The sequence below is a fragment of the Lactovum odontotermitis genome (genome assembly GCF_054658595.1).
In genome coordinates, this window is the sequence record NZ_BAAGGQ010000003.1 from 108951 (window position 1) to 129659 (window position 20709).

At 47.5% G+C, this 20709-nt stretch carries 17 protein-coding genes; 15 read left to right on the forward strand and 2 right to left on the reverse strand.

Annotated features, from left to right (window positions below):
• Nucleotides 1-35 precede the first annotated feature (35 nt).
• The 11 genes from citC (at nucleotide 36) to ACYQ2E_RS03005 (ending at nucleotide 14349) form a co-directional block, all read left to right on the forward strand.
• A complete protein-coding gene (gene citC / locus ACYQ2E_RS02955) occupies nucleotides 36-1067 on the forward strand; it encodes a [citrate (pro-3S)-lyase] ligase (RefSeq protein WP_460016567.1) in 1032 nt (343 codons plus the stop codon).
• Nucleotides 1057-1350 (forward strand): citrate lyase acyl carrier protein, encoded by a 294-nt coding sequence (gene citD, locus ACYQ2E_RS02960; protein ID WP_460016568.1) that lies wholly within the window; start codon nucleotides 1057-1059, stop codon nucleotides 1348-1350. Before citC ends, citD begins: the two co-directional genes overlap by 11 nt.
• Entirely contained in the window at nucleotides 1350-2258 is a 909-nt protein-coding gene (gene citE / locus ACYQ2E_RS02965) for a citrate (pro-3S)-lyase subunit beta (RefSeq protein ID WP_460016569.1), read from the forward strand. Before citD ends, citE begins: the two co-directional genes overlap by 1 nt.
• Nucleotides 2248-3786, forward strand: a complete 1539-nt coding sequence (gene citF, locus ACYQ2E_RS02970; protein WP_460016570.1) for a citrate lyase subunit alpha — start codon at nucleotides 2248-2250, stop codon at nucleotides 3784-3786. Before citE ends, citF begins: the two co-directional genes overlap by 11 nt.
• An 87-nt stretch (nucleotides 3787-3873) precedes the next feature.
• The gene (citX, locus tag ACYQ2E_RS02975) at nucleotides 3874-4404 is read left to right on the forward strand and encodes a citrate lyase holo-[acyl-carrier protein] synthase (RefSeq protein WP_460016571.1); all 531 of its coding nucleotides are present in this window, start codon (nucleotides 3874-3876) and stop codon (nucleotides 4402-4404) included.
• The gene (locus ACYQ2E_RS02980) at nucleotides 4358-5245 is read left to right on the forward strand and encodes a triphosphoribosyl-dephospho-CoA synthase (RefSeq protein WP_460016572.1); all 888 of its coding nucleotides are present in this window, start codon (nucleotides 4358-4360) and stop codon (nucleotides 5243-5245) included. The genes citX and ACYQ2E_RS02980 overlap by 47 nt, the downstream gene beginning before the upstream one ends.
• Nucleotides 5246-5628: 383 nt before the next feature.
• The gene (locus tag ACYQ2E_RS02985; protein ID WP_460016573.1) at nucleotides 5629-7167 is read left to right on the forward strand and encodes a lytic polysaccharide monooxygenase; all 1539 of its coding nucleotides are present in this window, start codon (nucleotides 5629-5631) and stop codon (nucleotides 7165-7167) included.
• Nucleotides 7168-7427: 260 nt separating this feature from the next.
• Nucleotides 7428-9290: a SpaH/EbpB family LPXTG-anchored major pilin gene (locus ACYQ2E_RS02990; protein WP_460016574.1), complete on the forward strand. Its 1863-nt coding sequence runs from the start codon at nucleotides 7428-7430 to the stop codon at nucleotides 9288-9290.
• 18 nt (nucleotides 9291-9308) lie between these two features.
• Complete coding sequence (locus ACYQ2E_RS02995; protein ID WP_460016575.1) at nucleotides 9309-11720, forward strand: lectin-like domain-containing protein; 2412 nt, start codon at nucleotides 9309-9311, stop codon at nucleotides 11718-11720.
• Entirely contained in the window at nucleotides 11721-12398 is a 678-nt protein-coding gene (locus ACYQ2E_RS03000) for a pilin N-terminal domain-containing protein (protein WP_460016576.1), read from the forward strand.
• 139 nt (nucleotides 12399-12537) lie between these two features.
• The gene (locus ACYQ2E_RS03005; RefSeq protein ID WP_460016577.1) at nucleotides 12538-14349 is read left to right on the forward strand and encodes a sortase family protein; all 1812 of its coding nucleotides are present in this window, start codon (nucleotides 12538-12540) and stop codon (nucleotides 14347-14349) included.
• Between the two features lie 105 nt (nucleotides 14350-14454).
• On the opposite strand, the gene ACYQ2E_RS03010 is transcribed toward ACYQ2E_RS03005, so the two are convergent.
• On the reverse strand, nucleotides 14455-15021 hold the full coding sequence (locus ACYQ2E_RS03010) for a hypothetical protein (RefSeq protein ID WP_460016578.1): 567 nt from the start codon (nucleotides 15019-15021) through the stop codon (nucleotides 14455-14457).
• Nucleotides 15022-15188: 167 nt separating this feature from the next.
• Nucleotides 15189-16055 (reverse strand): hypothetical protein, encoded by an 867-nt coding sequence (locus ACYQ2E_RS03015; protein ID WP_460016579.1) that lies wholly within the window; start codon nucleotides 16053-16055, stop codon nucleotides 15189-15191.
• Between the two features lie 139 nt (nucleotides 16056-16194).
• Here ACYQ2E_RS03015 and ACYQ2E_RS03020 point away from each other — a divergent pair, with 139 nt between their 5' ends.
• The 4 genes from ACYQ2E_RS03020 to ACYQ2E_RS03035 all read left to right on the forward strand — a co-directional run bounded on the left by ACYQ2E_RS03020 (nucleotide 16195) and on the right by ACYQ2E_RS03035 (nucleotide 20479).
• Entirely contained in the window at nucleotides 16195-17667 is a 1473-nt protein-coding gene (locus ACYQ2E_RS03020) for an alpha-amylase (protein ID WP_460016580.1), read from the forward strand.
• Between the two features lie 283 nt (nucleotides 17668-17950).
• On the forward strand, nucleotides 17951-18145 hold the full coding sequence (gene rpmB / locus ACYQ2E_RS03025) for a 50S ribosomal protein L28 (RefSeq protein ID WP_460016581.1): 195 nt from the start codon (nucleotides 17951-17953) through the stop codon (nucleotides 18143-18145).
• A 297-nt stretch (nucleotides 18146-18442) separates the two neighbouring features.
• Nucleotides 18443-18805, forward strand: coding sequence for an Asp23/Gls24 family envelope stress response protein (locus ACYQ2E_RS03030; RefSeq protein ID WP_460016582.1), 363 nt, complete (start codon nucleotides 18443-18445; stop codon nucleotides 18803-18805).
• 3 nt (nucleotides 18806-18808) lie between these two features.
• A complete protein-coding gene (locus ACYQ2E_RS03035) occupies nucleotides 18809-20479 on the forward strand; it encodes a DAK2 domain-containing protein (protein WP_460016583.1) in 1671 nt (556 codons plus the stop codon).
• Nucleotides 20480-20709: the final 230 nt, after the last annotated feature.

Here is a 20709-nt window from a genome sequence, read left to right on the forward strand (position 1 = left end):
GAATTATAGCATTTTATGAGATACGAAAACAAAAAATGGAAAAAATACAAGATATTTTTTTAAAAATTCCAGCAAGCCGTATTCAGTGGCAGGAATTTCTGGCGAGCATGAATCTCAGGGCACCAGCGGACCCGGAAATGCTAGATGAAACGGTCGGTATTTTTGACGATAGGACGGGAGAAATCCTAGCTTGCGGTTCCGTCAAAGGAAACATCATACAGCTCGTTGCAGCAAGCAGCTCGGAAGACTTAAGTTCTGCGAGATTTAATACAATCATCACAGAGCTGAGTAACCGCTTGGCAGCCCGTGGGCTGCATCATATCTTTGTCTTTACAAAGGCCGAGTACAGTCAAAGCTTTCAGTATCTAGGCTTCCACGAGCTTGTCCAGACAGAAGCCGCAGCACTGCTGGAAAAAGGCAGACCGGATATTCACGATTTTCTGGAAAATGCGCCAAAGCCGCAAGGCAGGAGAATCGCCAGTATCGTGATGAATGCCAATCCTTTCACGCTGGGGCACAGAGCCTTGGTCGAAAAGGCGGCAGAGGAGAACGAGCAGGTCATTGTATTTGTGGTTGCGTCGGACGGCTCACTTTTTACACCGGGTGAACGTCTGCTGCTGGTTCAGCAGGGGCTGGCAGACTTGCCCAATGTCAGCGTGACAACGGGCGGCGACTACATGGTGAGTTTTGCGACTTTTCCCAGCTATTTTATCAAGGACGAGGCCGGAATCACGAAATACCAGACGGAGCTTGACGCGCGCCTGTTTGGGAAATGGATGGTGCCCGCGCTGGGCATTACGAGCCGATATTTAGGCGAAGAGCCCTTTTCGGAGACAACAGAAATTTATAATCAGACACTTAAGCATGAGTTGTCCGGTTTAATTGAAGTCAAAATCATTCCGCGCAAGGAAACAGAACATGAAATTATCTCCGCAACCGCAGTCAGACGTGCGATTAAAGACGGAGAACTGCTGAAAGTCAAGGCTTTCGTGCCTGCGACGACTTACAGATTTATAGAGGAGAACTTGAACGAAATCCAAGGGAGGATAGAAGAAAATGGAAATTAAAAAGACTGGAATGGCCGGAACGCTTGAATCATCTGACCTCCAGGTTACAGTTTCACCGGCATCGGCGAAGGGCATTACTTTTGAGCTGACGAGCGACGTGAAAAAACAGTTTGGCGAGCAGATTCAGGCCACCGTGCTTGATGTGCTCAATAAATACGGCATTCAGAACGCAGCCGTGCAGATAGTGGACAAGGGCGCTCTGGACCTGGTGATTCGTGCCCGCGCTGCAGCTGCGGTTGAGCGTGCGCTTGAAGCTGAAGAGATTAACTGGGAGGCGCTATAATGGCTGAAAAATTGAGACGTACCATGATGTTTGTGCCGGGGAACAGCCCTTCAATGATTAAAGACGCCGGTATTTTCGGTGCCGACTCCATCATGTTTGACCTGGAAGACGCTGTTTCAATGACTGAAAAGGACGCCGCGCGCCTGCTGGTCTATGAAGCCGTGAAAAACATTGATTACGGCAATGCTGAGCTGGTCGTCCGCATCAACGGGCTGGATACGCCTTTCTGGAAACAGGACGTGCGTGCCATGGTAAAGGCCGGCATCCAAGTCATCCGCGCACCAAAAGTTGAAACTGCCGCGATGATGGAAGAGCTGTCAGCTGAAATCGAAAAAGCTGAAAAAGAATTCGGCCTCGAAATCGGTCAAACCAAAGTCATGGCAGCCCTAGAGTCTGCGCTCGGCGTGATGAATGCGCTCGAAGTCGCCCGTAGCTGCCCGAATCGTATGATGGGCATTGCGCTTTCAGGCATGGACTATCGCGTGGACATGAAAACCAAAGCCTATCCGGATGAGGAGGAGCTCTATTTTGCCCGGAACATGATTCTTCACGCCGCGCGTGCCGCAGGTGTCGCAGCTTTTGATACTGTCTACGGCAATGTGGATGACGAAGAAGGCTTCCTGCGCGGCGTTGAGCTGATTCACAAACTCGGCTTTGACGGCAAATCTGTCATTAATCCGCGCCAGATTCCGCTGGTGAACAAGGTTTACACACCGACTGAAAAGGAAGTCATTGAAGCGCAGAAAGTCATGGCGGCCATCGAAGAGGCGAAAGCCAAAGGCTCAGGCGTTATCAGCCTGAACGGCGAAATGGTTGACCGTCCCATCGTGCTTCGTGCCGAGCGTACAATCATGCTTGCCGAAGCAGCGGGCGTACTCGACGAGAAAGGAGTTTATCATGCAAAATAAAGCAGGACGCGAATTACCAGATGAATTGCTGACTCAATCCGGCTACAAGCCCTTTGAAACAACCGAGTACGGCAACCGTGAAGTTCAGCACGCCGCCACGAAAGTCAAAGCTTCAAATGCTGGAAATAAAGTTGTCAGCTCTCTTGAAGAAGCCGTCAAATCCTCAGTCAAAGACGGCATGACCATCTCATTTCACCACCATTTCCGCGAAGGCGACTTCGTCTTCAATAAAGTCATGCGCGTCATCATTGACGAAGGCTACAAAGACCTGACCATTGCGCCGTCATCATTGACAAATGTCATGAACGATATCCTGGTCGAAGCCATAAAAAAAGGCACCGTGACCAATATCACCTCCTCAGGTATGCGCGGCACACTGGGCGATGCAGTCTCCCACGGCGCTCTGAAAAATCCGGTCATCTTCCGCAGTCACGGCGGCCGTGCGCGTGCCATCGAAGAAGGCGCCATCAAAATAGACGTGGCCTTCCTAGGCGTGCCGAATTCAGACGAAATGGGCAATGCCAACGGAATGGACGGCCCAACTGCCTTCGGCTCATTAGGTTATGCCTTAATGGATGCGGCTTACGCCGACAAGGTCATCTTAGTGACCGACCATCTTGTGCCCTATCCCAACACACCTGCTTCCATCAAGCAGACGCAAGTTGACATGATTGTTAAAATTGATGCTGTTGGAAATCCTCAGAAAATAGGCGCAGGCGCAACACGCTTCACGAAAGACCCTAAAGAACTGAAAATCGCGGAAACCGTCAATGACGTGATTGTGAACTCGCCCTATTTCAAAGACGGATTCAGCTTTCAGACAGGCACAGGCGGTGCAGCCCTTGCTGTAACCCGCTTCCTGCGCCAGTCAATGATAGACGCCGATATCAAGGCAGCCTTCGCTCTGGGCGGCATCACCTCGCCAATGGTCGGCCTGCTCGAAGAAGGCCTGGTCAAGAAAATTATGGACGTGCAGGATTTCGATGCCGGCGCAGCTCAGTCCATGCACAAAAACAAAGAGCAGCAGGAAATCGACGCCAGCTGGTATGCAGACCCCGCCAATAAAGGCGCCATGGTCGACAAACTCGACGTGGTCATCCTGTCAGCCCTGGAAATTGATACAAAGTTCAACGTCAATGTCATGACAGGCTCTGACGGCGTCATCCGCGGCGCAATCGGCGGTCATCAGGATGCATCGCATGCAAAGCTGACCATCATCTCAGCACCACTGGTGCGCGGACGTATTGCAACAGTCGTTCCAGATGTCACCACGCTTGTCACGCCAGGAGATTCGATTGACGTCCTCGTCACCGAAGTCGGCATCGCAATCAATCCGAAGCGTACAGATTTGATTGACGTCCTCAGCAAAGTGCCAAGCCTGAAAATCTACAGCATTGAAGAACTGGCGAAAATGGCCGAGGCCAAACTCGGCAAGCCGCAGGCACTCGAATTCACCGACCGAGTGGTCGCCCTGATTGAGTACCGTGACGGGACACTTCTGGACGTCATCCGCGAAGTGAAAGACTAACAACAAGAAATAATGGGCATGAACCGCTTGCGCAGGACTGCCCATTTTTGGTAAAACAACATGAAAATTTTTTCTACAGGAAAAAAAGTGACACTGGAAGAAGTGCTCAAAAACAAAGAGTGGCGCGTAGATAGACTGTCCGACCTGGCAGAGCAATTCCCGCAGCGCACGCTCGTCTCCGTAAAACTGAACATCCCAGGCCCAATAAAAAATAACCCCTATTTTCAGCAAATCTTTCTGTCAATCTGGCCGGATTTGACCAGAAAATCCCAGGAGCAAAAGCTCTTCATCGAAAGAAAAACAGGCCCAGAAGGCTTCCTAGTCTGCCGCAGCGAGGCTGATAAAGTAAAACAGGAAATGATTACCATAGAAGAAAACCAGCCGCTCGGCCGACTCTTCGACCTGGACGTTTACGACGCCGAAACCGACCGTCAAATCTCCCGCAGCGAGCTCGGCCTGCCCGCCCGGAAATGTTTCATCTGCGAGCGCCCAGCCAAAGAATGCGCCCGAAGCCAGCGGCACAGCAAAGAAGAAATCACCCAAGAAATAGAAAAAATCTGCGAGGACTATTTTGACGAAAACGACGAATGCGATGAGTGCAATGAATGCGGCGAATAACGCAAGTTCCCCGAAATATCTCGCCCAGCTTGCAGTAAAAGCGCTGCTCTATGAAGTTTCACTGCCGGATAAGCCCGGACTCGTCTCACCAACAGGCAACCCAGGCCATCCGGACATGGACATTTTCACCTTCATTGACAGCGCCCTCGCACTTCAGCCCTATTTCGAAAAGCTCGCACAGCTGGGAGAGAGTTTCCGCACAGATTCTCAAGAAGAAGACCTGCCGGAACTCTTTTCTGCTGCCCGAAAACTGGGACTTGACGCCGAAAAAGACATGCTCCAAGCCACAAACGGCGTCAATACGCACAAAGGTGCCATCTTTTTGCTGGGAATTGCAGTAACCGCGACAGCCTATAATGGCGGCAGCAAGCTTCCTGATATTCAAGAGACCATTAAGAAAATGCTGGTTAATCTGAGCGCGCGGGATTTTGAAAAAATCAGCCGCAAAGACAAAAAAGATTTGACCGCCGGCGAGAAACAATTTGCCGAATACGGCCTGAAAGGCATTCGCGGAGAGGCCGAAAACGGCTTCCCGACCGTCTTTAACACTGCATTACCATTCCTGAATCAAAGCCAGGGAGAATTGAAAGAGCGCTTAATGGACACTTTCATGAGAATTGTATTAGTGCTACCTGATAGCAATTTAATCAAAAGGGCAAAGAGTGTAGAAATTCTAGGCTGGATGCAGGAACAATCTGCACTTTATTTCAAAAGTGAGAATAAACAAAAATTTACAAAGTGTCTAAAAGACAACATGTTGAAGAAAAATTTGAGCTTAGGCGGAACAGCGGACATATTGATTGTGACTGTCTTTTTTGCCCTCTTAAAGAGGACAATTTAGAAAAAGTGTCCATTTTTCTGAATTTACTCAAAAAGAAGCGAATATTGTAATATTGTATATTTTTTTGCTATAATAAATCTCGCGTCAAATAAAAAAGATTTAAATACAAAACTACCTCAGCAATTTTCCATATTGTTCTGAAATACCGGTTTTTCAGTCAGTACGAATGAAAAGAAGCAAATGACGTCCCTTCTTTCAGATAATTGTTAAGCAGTAGATAAAATGATTTTCATAAAGTAACACCTCTGACATGCATTACCTTATCCAATCATTTTTTTCTTTGGGAAAATTTCTAATGCTATTAGAATCTTTTACTAAAAGAATTGTATTGAATCATAAATTTTTAAACGCACCATTCTATTAACTAAAAAAATGAGGGATATATGAAGAAAAACATTCTGAAATCAACTTTACTTGCAGCAGTTGTTGCAGGTACTGCATTCATCGGTCAAACAGCTTTCGCACACGGTTACGTAAGCGCACCTGCTTCACGTTCATACCAGGGAATGCTCGACCGTAAAGAAGGTACACCAGGCTGGTCAGGTCTCTATGGCGGCGCAGCAGCTGAGCCTCAGAGTATGGAAGGACGTAAGAACTTCCCAGAAGAAGGCCCTGCAGACGGCACTCTGCCTTCAGGCGGTCTTACTCGTTTCGCTGAAATGAACAAGCAGTCTGCTTCAATGTGGAAAAAGCAGAACATCAAATCAGGTGTTAACACATTCACATGGACTTACACAGCGACTCACCGTACAAGCAAGTGGACTTACTGGATTACTAAGAACGGCTGGAACCCAAATGCTCCTATCAAGCGTTCTGACTTGCAGCTCATCGGCACTGTTCAAGGTAACGGCGCTCAGGCAAGCACTAACTTGAGCCACCAAATCAACGTTCCTGCAGACCACAACGGCTACCACGTTATCCTTGCAGTATGGGATGTTTACGATACAGGCGGCGCTTTCTACCAGGCAATTGACGTAAACGTTAACGGCTCATCAAACACACCATCTGCACCAGCTGCTCCAGCAGTACCAGCAGGCTTGAAAGCTGAGCACGTGACTGCTTCAACAGCAAAAATCTCATGGAACGCTCAAGTAGATGCAATTTCTTATGACGTTTACCGTGACGGCGCTAAAGTTGCAACAGTCAACAGCCCAGAGTTTGACGACAAAGGCCTTAAAGCAGGCACTACTTACAGCTACCAGATTGTTGCCAAGAACGTGATGGGTCAGACTTCAGAAAAGAGCGCGAAGCTTTCAGTTAAGACTTCAGCTGCAACAGTTGTTGAGAAGCCAACCACACCTTCAGGACTTCACTCAATGGGTCAGACTGAAGACTCAGTTAACCTGATGTGGTCTGCATCAACACACACACAAGGCATCAAAGGCTACCAGATTTTCCGTGACGGCGTATTCATCGGCGAAAGCGTAAAAGCAGCTTACATGGATACAGAGCTGAACGCAGGAACAGAGTACCGCTACACTGTCAAAGCAGTCGCTAAGAACGGTGAAGTTTCCGCAGCCAGCGCAGTATTGGTTGTAAAAACAGCAGCTGCAGAAGCTCCAGCACCAGCAGAGCCTCAAATCCCTGCAACACCTTTGAACCCAGCTACACCAGTTGAGCCTGAAGCACCGTCAGCACCTGAAGCTAACGCTTGGGATGCAAAGAAGACATACCACAACGGTGACGTTGTTGTCTACAACGGCCACACATACAAGGCAAAATATTGGACACTCAACAACCGTCCAGACCAATCTGCAGCTTGGGAGCAAGTCGTAGAGAAGAACTCAGACGGCAGCGTTGACTACATCAGCGGTAAAGCTTACGTAGGCGGCGACATCGTTAAGTACAACGGCCGCAACTACCAGGCAAAATGGTGGACAACATCTATCCCAGGAAGCGACAACACTTGGAAAGCACTTTAATCAATATCTGAAATTAAGTAAGGTATGAAAATTAGGTCATGGTCTTGTTTATACAAGAACCGTGGCCTATTTTTAGCGTTATGGGAAAAAGCTGCACAGCAGCTGAGAGCTGGAAGCTGACAACAGTCAAATATTCACCAGTTCGATGAAAAAATGCCCATCAAAACCAGAAATTTCCCCCGAATAACTCAGGCCGCTCAGCCACAGGCAAACTCAGCCAGGGCCAAGCGCCACATAAAAAACTATATAAGGAGACAGAAATGAAAAAAGCATCACAAAAAAGTGTCGTCTCACATTTGATGACCTGCTCAGCACTCCTGCTGCTGGCGAGCACGCCGGCACTTGCTCTGGCAGGCACATCATTCCTGCTCGGCACGACACATGTGTCTGCTCAAACATCATCCAATCCCGTTGCAGATGCAACATCAGAGCGCAGCCTCACAATCACGAAATATCAGGCGACAGACGTGAATGACCACGGCCCCGCAGGCGACGGCACAGCACAGCCAGTCGCACGCAAAGCACTCCAAGGCGTTGAATTCACACTTCAGCGAGTTCTTCCCAAATCAGGCGCACAGCTCGTAGACCCGACCAAAGACACAGCCTACACGTTTGACAGCAATTTTTCCGCTCAAGCCGCAACAACCGATAAGAACGGAAAAATCACCTGGAATTTAGGCACAGGAACGGCAAATGACGGAATTTACCTCGTCACCGAAACAAATAATTCAGGCGCCATTGACCCGACAACAGGTAACGCTGTGACAGTTGCTTTCCCGAGCCAGCCATTCTTTGTCTACATTCCTCAAACCCAGCGCGGCACAGCAAATCCGGGCTTGATTTATGATGTCAATGTTATGCCGAAAAACGTCATCAGTAATGATTTAACGCCCGACAAAACCGCTAACGGCAGCAAAGGCAGCTCACTCATGGCTGGAAATAATTTCAGCTGGGAACTGACCACCGGCATTCCGAACGGCCTTTATACCACAGCAAAATCAGAAATAGTCACGCCGGTTTTTGATGCGGCCGGCAATCCTGTGAAAAACGCAGACGGCTCCCAGTTCACCATCGCAACAGCAGAGGGACAGCCCATCTATTTCTCAGCCGGAACAGGCCCTGACGGCACAGCATACCCGGCTCAGGCGAACTACAGCCTTGTGGATAATCTGGACAAGAACCTAAGCTACAAAGAAGCGAGCCTGTGGGTTCACAATGCCTCCGGCTGGACACAATTGGCAGATGCAGACTATACAACAACTTATGATAAAACGTCAAACCGTGTAACCATCGCATTGACAGCGAGCGGAATCAAAGAAATCGGGCTAGGCGCAGTCACAGCGAAAGACGGCTCAAAAGTTTCCGGACCATTTGACAAAATCTCCGGGCATATCATTACCTCCGTTGCACCGAACTGGACAGGCACCGTTTCAAATGACTTTGACGTCAACTATCAGATTCCTGGCGGAAAGCCTCAGACAGATAGGACGACTCCAGGAACAGAGCCGAAGTACTTTGACGGCGGTTTTGACATTCTGAAAGAAGATGCAGCAGATAAAACTCAGCTTGCCGGTGCCGTCTTCATGATTTCCGACAGCCAGGCCAATGTCGACGCCAGCAAATTCCTGGCAACAGACGGCAATGTCTACAGCTATACAAGCTCAAGTGCGCTAGCGGATAACAACGACGGAACAGCCGATGACAGCACAGGCAGCCTGCCGACAGGCGTGAAATGGCTGATTTCAACCTCAGATGCTAATGGAAAAGCCGCCTTCAATGGCCTGCCACTGAAATTCACCGACGGCAACAGCAATAATGTCCTTGACCTGGATGCCGCTTCAATGCCTGCCGGCGGTGATAGCGTTCAGCAGGACTACTATGTGGTGGAAACTATTGCGCCAAAAGGCTATGAACTGATGAAGAGCGCGCAGAAAGTTACTGTCACTTTAGGCACACATGCGACAAACGCAGTCACAGTCGACGATAACAAGTCAACCAATCTGCCATTCACAGGCGGAGCCGGCAATGTGATTCTGATTACCGTTGCAATCGCTGCAATCGGCCTGGGTACTGCCTTTGTGGTCATGGATAAGAAACGTAAAAAAGCAGCAGAAGGAGAATGACGCTTCAGGAGGTTCTAAGTGAATCATACGCATAAATTACTGCAGAACTCCCAAAAAACTGTTGTCCCATTTATTAAAATCATTAGCCTGATTACCTTCATTTTCGGGCTGATAGACGGGACAAGTCTTCTGCTCCCTTCCGATATGAGAAATCAGACAGCCTATGCAGCAAATCCGGCTGAAATTACACCCGATAACTTTCAGACTTATTTCGCCTTGAGCGGCTCTGCAAGCTATGCAAAAGGCACCGTTAACGGCACGCCTGCGGGCATTCTGACACTGACTCAGGCCAGCACCAATCAGGTCGGCATGGCCTACTTGAAGACAAAGTTTGACATGACGGCAGACTGGCAGATTGACGGCTATCTCAACATCGGAAAAAGCGGCGGTGCGGACGGTGTCGGTTTCGGCTGGGCAGCTGAAGCCCCCGGAACTCTTGGAGTCGCAGGCTCTCAGCTTGGAATCGGCGGTCTCGCGCGAACTTTCGGCTGGGCAGGGGACACTTATCCCAACTTTGACAAAGAAAAAGGCACAGGGACGATTACAGACTGGGACTGGAATAATAATCGGCCAGGTACAGTGGTGACAGGTGACCCTCAAAGAATGCTGAAAACGGCACTCCCGGCAGTAGGCGGCACTAAAAATGTCTATTCAGCCGGAGGCTGGAGTTATGCCTCTGTTGGAAATGTCGGCACCTTTAGATACGGCAAAGTTGCCTATAATCTGAATGATTCCCCTCAAGTCAATCTTAATGACTTCTACGACGGCAACTTTTACCCTTTCCATTTTGCCTATACAGCTTCAACAGGAACAATCACGGCCAGTATCGGACCTGGCTCAACAGATGTCGGAAACTCCGGTCTGACCCCGGGCCAGATTATAAACTGGTCAATTCCCGTTTCAAAGTTGGCAAAAGCAACTGGAATTGCAAACCCGAAAACAGCCCTCTCTTTCATCATTTCAGGCTCGACCGGTGCTCAGTACAACCTGCAGCAGTTTGCTCTGACAAAGGTCAGTTTCACCCCCGACCCTCCAATTGTCCCGGACACAGGAACCCTGACGGTGAAATACGTGGACACAGCTGGGAATTCGCTAGCGCCGACACAAACAAGCTCTGGAGATGTCGGCACGTCATACAGCACGAAGCCGCTGAATCCAGTGCCTGCAGGCTATAGCTTCGTCCGCGTGACGAACAGCGACAGCACAGCAACTGTAAATGCCGACCGCACAACAAGCGGCCAGTATATACAGTCAGGAACAACCGTAACTTATGTCTATCAGAAAGTAGCAGCTCCAGTCACAGGAACACTAACAGTAAAATACGTAGACACAGCCGGGAATTCAATTGCACCGACACAAACAAACTCTGGGAATGTAGACACAACCTACACCACCCGTCCGCTGTCCTCACCACCGGCAGGCTATGCCTTCGTGCGCGTGACCAGCAGCGATTCGAGCGCGGCGATTAATTCTGCTGAGCAAACGACAAGCGGAAAATACATCAAATCCGGCACGACGGTCACCTATGTTTATCGGAAAACCTATTCCGCTGTTAACACGCACAAGACCACCGAGACCATCCATTATCTGGATGCAGAGGACAGAACAACAGTTGTTGCACCTGCTTATGAAGCCTCAATAAGCTTTGTCTCCGTCAAAGACAATGTCACTGGAAACATTATTGCCACCTACTTTTATAATAACGGCACAGCTGTATCAGCAGCACCAGCGTTTACAATTGAGGACACAGGCGAAATTACCAGCAGCGGCTGGAAGAAGATTTCCGATTCAGCCTCAGGAAAGCCGACATTTGATGCTGTGAAAAATCCGTCGGTCGATAAAAGTATTGTGCAGTCAACGGACGACCCGGATAACGGCAAGCCACCAGATTTGACTAAAACAGCGGCGCATGTCATCAGTGCAGAAAACCAGCCTGACATCACAATCAATGTTTATTACGCAAAAGTCGGCGATATTTACCTGCTGAAATATGAAGCCGGTACAACAGATGACGTGCCGAATATAGATAGCGATTACCACCTGACAAAAGGAAAGCCCCTGGCAGGCGCAGTTTTTGAGCTGAGAGACGTCACAGACAAGGTTGTCAACAGTGCTGAAACGAACCAGTACGGTCAAATTCATTTCAGCCAAATTCCTTACGGGGATTATACACTGGTTGAAACGAAAGCGCCTGAAGGTTATGAACTACTCAAAAAGTCACATTTTGTCCTTTTGACCTCTGATTACGGTCTTAACGGCGTATCCGTCATTTATGCGCCGAATTCTAAGCAGGCTGAGCTGCCTTTTACAGGTTCAACCCATACGATTCAGCTCCTGCTGATTATTGCAAGTGGTCTGGCCTTGGCCGGTCTCATCATCGTGGCGGTCAAGCTGGTCTTTGTTAAAAAAAGAGAAACGGAGGAAGATTAGATGAAGAAATGGGCTATCTTCTCTAATGCGAATGCGCTGAAAAGCGCCGCAATCCTCTTTACTCTCTTCGCAACTGTCTTCGTGAGCCCTTCGGCATTAGCTTTAAAAATGGAAGAAGGAAGCTACTCCATCAGTATTGTAAAATATCAGCTCTCGCAGGCTCAAGTCACAGAGACAAAATTGCCCGCAAGTCCGACAGGCGCTGCGATTGACCAGGATGAATCCAGAGACTCCAGCGGGCATCAGCTGAAAGTCATGGCCGGTGTTCATTATCAGATTGACAAGGTTGTCCCGGCGAACAATTCGGCCGCACCTTTTGAAATTGCGCCGGACAATCAGTCACAGACTGTTGTGACGGATGCAAACGGGCAGACCAGAATCTCACTCTCCAGCGGAATTTACCGCGTGGCGGAAGTCACAGGGAAAGGCATTATCACAGCCGCTGCGCCCATTGTCGTACAGCTTCCGCTGACCTTGCAAAATGGACAAATAGTAAATCATGTCTATGTTTATCCCAAATCAGGCCAAGTCGAAAAGACAAAAAAAGAAGAAATGCCCGAAAAAATTCCCGAAACAGCAGGCAACATTCAGTCGGCAGTCATCATTTATGTGCTCCTGATTGGCGTTGTCCTGACTGGGATTTACGGCATTTTTATCCGGCCCGGCAAGATAAAATAGAACTCGGAAATGCCGATAGACAGAAACTTTTGAATATCATAAAGGTTAGACAAGAATGCACTTTTTGTCTAACCTGTTTTTGCTATTATTTAATAAATTGTATAGAAAGTACCTGGGATAAAGGACCTAGAGGCCATTTATGAAAACAAGTAAAGAAAAAAAGACTTCATCCAAAAAATCAGTTTCCAGAAAACGCTTCTCACCTTTGCTGATAATCGCGATTTTCTTTATCGCCGGCGGAGTTGCCGCACTGATTTATCCCATTGTCGGGAATTATCTGGCCAATCAACAGCGCTCTCAGGCCACGAGCCACTACAATCAGGCGCTGAGCAAACTTTCCAGAGGAGAGCTGGAAGCACAAATTAAGGAAGCTGAGAAATACAATGCTAATGTTTTGGCCGCTCAGCAGGGCAGTCAGCCGCCTTTCCCAGCAGCTGTCTATGATAAGATTGCCAACCAGGGCGGGATAATGGGGACTTTGGACATACCGGCCATCAGCATTAAAGAAATGCCTTTTTATCACGGCACAAACGAGCTGACGCTGAATCACGGTTTAGGCCATTTCAAGCCCAGCTCGATTCCGATTGGGGAGAAGAACACGCATGCCGCCATTGCCGGGCATTCCGGGCTGGACAATCAGGTGCTTTTTACAAATGCACGCTCGCTGCAGATTTCCGATGTTTTTTTTGTCAATATTCTGGGGAAACGTCTGGCTTATAAAATCGTCAGCATGGACGAAGTCCTTCCGTCAGATGTCAGTGAAGTCAAGGTTGTTCCCGGGAAAGACATGGTCACGCTTGTCACCTGTACCCCGCCGGGAATAAATACTTACCGCCTCCTGATTACCGGCCTGAGGACGCCTTTGGAAAAGGCTGAGAAATTAAAGGTTATTTCGCGTGATACTTTTAGCTATACGCATATTGTGACCGGCTCTCTGATTGCCTCTGCCGCCCTGTTTCTGGCACTTTTCCTAATTTACCGGCTTTTGCTGAGAAGCTATCGGCGGGCAGAAGGCAGCACAGCCAAAGCGAGAGCCAAAAAGCGGCTGAATCGTTTGTTCATTGCAGTCAAAGCCCTGTTCATTCTGCTTATCGTGATGACGGCAGCAGTCCTAAGCTTTGCCATTTACGGCTACACGCAGATTCAGTCGCAGCAGTCCATGCGCGACATCAATATCGGAAATACGACCGGGAAACAGCAGCTCGCCGATTACAATCTGGACAAGATTGACCGGGCAAATTACACCGAGCAGGACATTGCTTCCGTCAATACGGGCTCCTATGCCAACGCAAAAATAAATTTCAGTCAAAGCGTGAACGACTGGGGCATCGGCAAACTCGTCATTCCCAGCCAAAAAATCAGCTTGCCGATTCTAGCTGGTCTTGACAATAAAAACCTGATGAACGGCGCCTCGACATACAGCGCCCGAGAACAGCTGGGAAAAGGCAACTACGTCCTCCTGGCGCACAATGTCATCGGCCCCAAAGAAGCGCTGGACGTTCTCCTATGGCGAATCAAAAATCTGAAAACAGACGATTTGATTTACGCTTCTGATTTCAAAAACGTTTATAGCTACCGCGTGACCAGCAATGAAGTCGTCCCCGATACCAAGGTCAGCGTCCTGATGCAGCCAGAAGACCGTGATGCTGCCGCCATTCTTACGCTCATCCGCTGCGAAGGCGGCATTGGAACGAGCTGGCGGCGCGCCGTTCAGGCAGAAATCGTCAAAGTCTCTCCAGTCAGTCACAGCAACGTGAGACAGCTGGGATTTATCCAGAGCAAAGGCAAGAGCGGAAGAGTTGACGGGAACATTTACCATCAAGCGAGCTATCCCTGGTATGCAAGATGGGCAATGAAGCTGGTTTCTCAAATTCTTCTAGACCCTGTTCAGACAGTCATTCCAATTGTACTGCTGCTGGTTATTCCTATCCTGTTTTTAAACCTTATTTAACCGAAAAAGCCGCGTCCAGTGAGATGGAGCGGCTTTTTCCGTAAAAATTTTCCGGCTGGTGAAAAGCCGAGCAGTAAAAAGATAATCACATCTTGGTTAGTGAAATCAGGATTCGGCCAACTCAATGAAAGAATGCTTCAGCAAAGCCGAGAAATTTTTCCCGAAAATCTCTGGACTTTCTGGTTCACTTGCGCTCAACCAGTCGGAAAGAGAAGAAATTACAGTACAGACGACGCGTTTTGTGACAAAAACCGGCTCGAGGTCAAAGGCTTTCGCAGCATCAGAAAAGTGAGGAGAGAGAAGCTGTGTATATTTCTTTATCAGCAAAGCCATCCACACCGGATTTGAATTCTTGCCGTAAAGGACATGAAGATATTTTCTGTTTTTATAAAGAATCGGGAAAAATTCATCCGTCAGAAAAGTTGATAAATCCTTTCTGCCGCTGGCAATGAAGGACTCCATTTTTTCAAATGCTTCCTGACTTTCATAATCACGAAGTGCAGTCACAATATCATCAACATTACGATAGCGTGTCCTGTTAAGCACTTGTCCGGTAAATCCCATTGCTGCAGTGACTTTTGACAGAGTTATTTCGTTATAGTTCTCATTTTTTCCAGCAACGATGCAAAAAGCGTCAAAAATACGCAAATCATTCTTGTTGTATTTTTTCATGATACCTCTAATCCTTATTTATCATAATTAGCAAAATTGTGAGTAAAAAAGCGATAAACTGAAAACGAGATTTTTATAGATAGAACGTCTAATATTATGTGTATTTTTACTTGTATTGTACATTAATTTGCACAGAATTTCTGAATCTAGGATTACTTGTCATGCTCTTACAGAAAATTCCCGATAACCATCAGAGCAGTCAAAACCATGATTAAAATAATCCCTTTCTGCGAAGCCTTTTCCCGAAGTATAACCCCCGAAAATAAAATGCCGTAAAGAGACGTCATGTTCAAAAATATCCAGGCTAAAGCAGCCAGCCGGTCAGAAGTGACCAGAACAAAAGTAAACTGTGCAGTGATTGTCAGAATCGACCTTAGAGCATAAAGTCCGACATTATTTTTTGAAATACTAAGCTTCATCTGTCTAAAATCTTTGTCAAAAAACAGAGAGACAAATGAGATAACAAAACGAATCACCAAAGTACAGAGTGTAAAAGCGGCCATCTGTTTAAAATCATGATGATAATTCCCGACCAGCAGTGGTGTCAGATAAGCCTGAGCCACAAGCAGCGGAACAATAATCATAATCCCTTTAAAGTATTTCGCCAGACTATTGCCTTTTCGCAGCCACAAAACCACCAGCAAAGTCGTCAGAATCGCCAGAAAATAAGTTTTAACCGAAAAAACGCCAGTAGCAAAGAAAACAGCAATAGGAATCAGAATATCCGCAGCCTTCGCAGCAATCACAGATTCAAAAATCGTCATTTTTCTAAATAAAACTGAGTAACCCACCGCGACAAACTGGACAATTGCACTATAAATGATTACTTTCCAATCCCACAACATTCCTCCGAAAGGAAAATAGAAAGCCAAAATGAGCACAAACACCATTGTGAATAAATTATTGAACAAATTAACCTGTAACACAGAATTTTTCTGAATCCCGATTTGATAACGGTCAACGTTGCTGATTAAACCTCTTGATAATGCTGAGATAATCGCAATGACGATGATTGATAGGCTTGTCAGATGCATGACACTAGAATAACATTTCAGAAATTAAATAGCTAGTCTCAAGTGGCTCAAGCGACACAATATTAAAAAAAGCATTTATTTAAAAAAATATGGTATAAATAGATATTATTGAAATATCAATAAATCAAGAGGAACACAAATGAACACAATTTTACAAGCTTTTGAATGGTACCTGCCCGCCGATGCCAAGCAATGGTCCTACCTGACAGCCCTCGCGCCCAAACTCAAGGAGCTGGGAATTTCCGGCGTCTGGCTGCCGCCAGCATCTAAAGGTGCCGCAGGCATCAATGATGTCGGTTATGGCGTTTACGATTTCTACGACTTAGGCGAATTTGACCAAAAAGGCTCCGTTGCCACAAAATACGGCACAAAAGACGAATACGTCAATCTCATCAATGCTCTGCACGCACAAGACATAGAAGCCTACGCTGACATCGTATTTGACCACATGATGGGCGCCGACGCCTCAGAGACAGTCAAAGCCGTTCAGTACAATTTCTCGAACCGCCTGCAGCCCGAATCCGGCGTTGAAGACGTCGAAGTCTGGACAAAATTCACATTTCCAGGACGCGCCGGCACCTACAACGACTACATCTGGACCGCCAAGAACTTCTCCGGCGTTGACTACGACCAGCGCTCAAAAGAGCACGCCATCTTTGAGTTCCAGGGTCAGAAATGGTCGCCCCATGTAGACGGCGAAAACGGCAACTACGACTACCTCATGGGCGCGAACCTTGACATGACCGTCCCCGAGACCGTAGAGCAGCTCGAAAAGTGGGGACAATGGTTTACGGATACGGTAAAAATTGACGGCTTTCGTCTCGACGCCGTCAAACACATTGATTTTCATTACTTCAAGCACTGGCTGCTAGCCCGCCAAAAACAGATGCACAAAGACGACATCCCATTCGTCGTGGGAGAATACTGGTCCGATGACATTGGAAAGCTCTTGAACTATCTGGACGAATCCGGAAATGTGCTCAATCTTTTCGACGTACCGCTGCACTTCAACTTGTATCAAGCCAGTTCATCCGGCGGCAGCTTTGACATGCAGGAAATTTTTTCGCACACATTGACCGATATTCGCCCAGACTATGCCGTCACTTTCGTGGACAACCACGACACCCAAGAAGGACAGGCGCTCCAGTCCTGGATTGAGGGCTGGTTCAAAGAACAGGCTTACGCATTGATTCTGCTGCGCAAAGCCGGCATTCCAGTCGTCTTCTGGGCAGACCTGATGGGCATCCCCGCTCACAACACTGCGCCAGTCGGCACAGGACTTGAGCGCATGATGAAACTGCGCAGCCACATGAAAATGAAGCAGCAGAGCGACTACATCGACCACCCCGACATCATCGGCTGGACAGCACAAGCAGACTTTGACGGCAAAGAGACCGGACTGGCAGTCATCCTGACCAATGCCGGCGGCGGGAAAAAATGGATGACCATCGGCGCTGAGCAAGCGCACAAGGTTTACGTAGACTTGTTAGGTCACAATTCCGGGGAAATCACATTGAACGGCGAAGGCCGTGCAGAATTCCCAGTCAATGACGGCTCTGTGAGCGTCTGGGTTGACCAGGAACTTTTAGATAAAATTTTGGCGTTAATTTAGGAAACTTTAAGGAAGAGACGTTATAATTAAACTGTAAGTAGATTTATCTGCGACTCCTATATTTTTAAATCTTTTTCATAAATAACTCCTTTCGAAAGCCGCGGCCAAACGCGGTTTTTCAATTCCTTCCGCGCGGATGATTTGGATGCAAGAAATTCAGTCAAATTCGACCCTAGTTTTTGACAAAGTTCGGGAAATTTGGTACACTATTAATGCGCTGTTTTAGCGGGCATTTAAGTGCGCGTTATTTTACAGGAAAATCTGAGGGAAGGAAATTTTAAAAATGTCAAAAGTATGTTATTTTACAGGCCGTAAAACGGTCGCAGGTAATAACCGCTCACACGCGATGAATCAGACAAAACGTCAGGTTAAGCCAAATCTTCAAAAAGTTAAAATTCTTGAAGACGGCAAAATTAAGACGGTTTGGGCTTCAGCTAAGGCGCTTAAGAAGTTGCCTGCTGGCGTGACGCGTGCCTAATGATTGAAATTGAACCGAGAAATCGGTTTTTTTGTTAGAAAAATTATTTTTTGGTCATATTTTACTAATATGGTGAAAATCTTGCCTGTAAAACTTGACATGTCGCCCTGTGTTGTCTTGTTGTTTTTAACAATTTAGCCCAAGATTTGACTAATTTTTCCCGAAATATGGTAAAATAAATTGATTCTATCTCATTCAGGTGACAAGTATGCCTGGGTGCGGTAAGGCGAATGCTTGTGCGGATACTGTTTAAACGACAAAGCACTCGCGTAACGCTATTTTAAAAGGAGTTTTAAAATGCCTGTAACATTTAATACAGCCGGCGGTAAGGTTGAAATTTCAACAGAAGTTATTGCCACTGTCGTTGGGACATCAACGACAGAGATTTTCGGCGTGGTCGGGATGACCAGCCAAAACGCGGTGCGTGACAATGTGCGTCAGATTCTGCGCCAGGAGAATTACAGCAAGGGAGTGGTTGTCAAGTCCGATGAGGAAGGCACGACCATTGATGTTTTCGTGGTCATCAGCTACGGCGTCAAACTTTCCGAAGTGGCGCGCAATATTCAGGAGCGCGTACGTTTTAACCTTGAGAATCAGCTTGGCCTGACGAATGTCAAAGTCAATGTGAATGTACAATCAGTGAAAGTGATGGGCGACTAACAGATGGTAGAGAGAATTACTGGGGACATTTTTGCTGAAATGATTCAAGCGGCGTCAATCCGTCTGGCTTCACAAGCTGAATATGTCAATTCACTGAACGTTTTTCCTGTTCCAGATGGGGATACAGGTACGAATATGTCCATGACAATCGCTAACGGTGCGAAAGAAGTGGCTGAAAAGCCGGCCGACGGAGTGGGCGAGATTTCGCAGATTCTGTCAAAGGGCCTCTTAATGGGCGCTCGCGGCAATTCCGGTGTGATTTTGTCGCAGATTTTCCGCGGCTTTGGACAATATGCAAAAGAGTACAAAGAGCTTGACGGCATCCATTTGGCAAATGCCATTCAAAATGGGGTCGAAGTTGCTTATAAGGCGGTCATGAAGCCTGTAGAAGGCACGATTCTGACAGTTTCACGCGGCGCGGCTGAATTTGCCCGCCGGAAGTCAAATGAGACAGATGATGCAGCCGAGGTAATGCAGGCTGCACTTGAAGGAGCAGAAGCAGCACTGGCTAAAACGCCGGACTTGCTGCCCGTCCTGAAAGAAGTCGGCGTCGTTGATTCCGGCGGTCAAGGCCTGGTTTTCATTTACGAAGGCTTCCTGCAGGTGTTAAATGGACAATATGTGCCTGAAGATTTTGCAGACCAAACAGCCGCAATGGATGCCATGATTCGCTCTGAGCATGAGATGTCCGGCGTTGCAAATGCGTCAACCAGCGACATAAAATTCGGCTACTGTACAGAAATCATGGTCGAGCTGGGCAAAGGCCCGACTGCCAAGCAGAGCTATAATCACGAAAAATTCCAGAATTATCTGGCCGGGCTTGGAAATTCGCTCCTGGTGGTCGATGATGACGAAATCGTCAAAGTTCACGTCCACACAGAAGACCCAGGGCTGGTTCTGCAGGAAGGTCTGAAATACGGCGGTCTGGTCAAGGTTAAAGTTGATAACATGCGCCTGCAGAATGAGGGAGTGGCCAAAAAAGAGGCTGCCGCTTCAAAATCAGCCCATGAGCCGCGCAAAGAATGGGGCCTTATCGCCATTGCGGCCGGTGACGGCTTGGCTGAAATCTTCACCCAGATGGGAGTTGACAAAGTCGTATCAGGCGGTCAGACCATGAACCCTTCAACAGAGGATATCGTCAAGGCGATTAACGAAGTTCATGCTGAGAAAGTGATTATTCTGCCAAATAATAAAAATATCTTCATGGCGGCTAAATCTGCCGCGGAAGTGGCAGAAATCCCAGTTGAAGTGGTCGAATCAACCACTGTGCTTCAAGGTTTCACGTCTCTCTTAAGTTTCAATCCAAGCTTGAGTCTTGAGGAAAATAAAGAGGCCATGACGGAGGCTTTGTCAGAGGTTGTTTCCGGCTCCGTCACGGAGTCGACCCGCGACACGAACATCGACGGCATCGATATTCACAAAAAAGACATTATCGGCATGATTGACAATAAAATCATCGTGTCAACCCGCAACATGGGCGAGGCGCTGTATGCGACGCTTGAGTCGATGATTACCGAGGATTCCGAGATTGCGGCGATTTACATCGGCGAGGACGGTAAGCGCCGTGTGGCGGACAAACTGGTCAAGGAAGTCCAGAAACTTCATCCGGATCTTGAATTTGAGATTCATGAGGGCAAGCAGCCGGTTTATCCTTATTTGATGTCGGTTGAATAAATGAATAGAAAAAAAGTCCTTGATGGGCTTTTTTTGGATTGGGCAAAAAATTGCAAAGTGATTAGTTTTTTTGCTTTTGAATTTCTTTTTGCAAATATAACTTCATACTCTCCAGTATTTCCTTGAGCTGAGGGATATCTTTCTGGATGATGTCAATGATAATCTTAGGCTTTTTTTATGTTTGACATAGCACAAAAAAATGTTAAAATAGACTCATCAAGGGATTGATC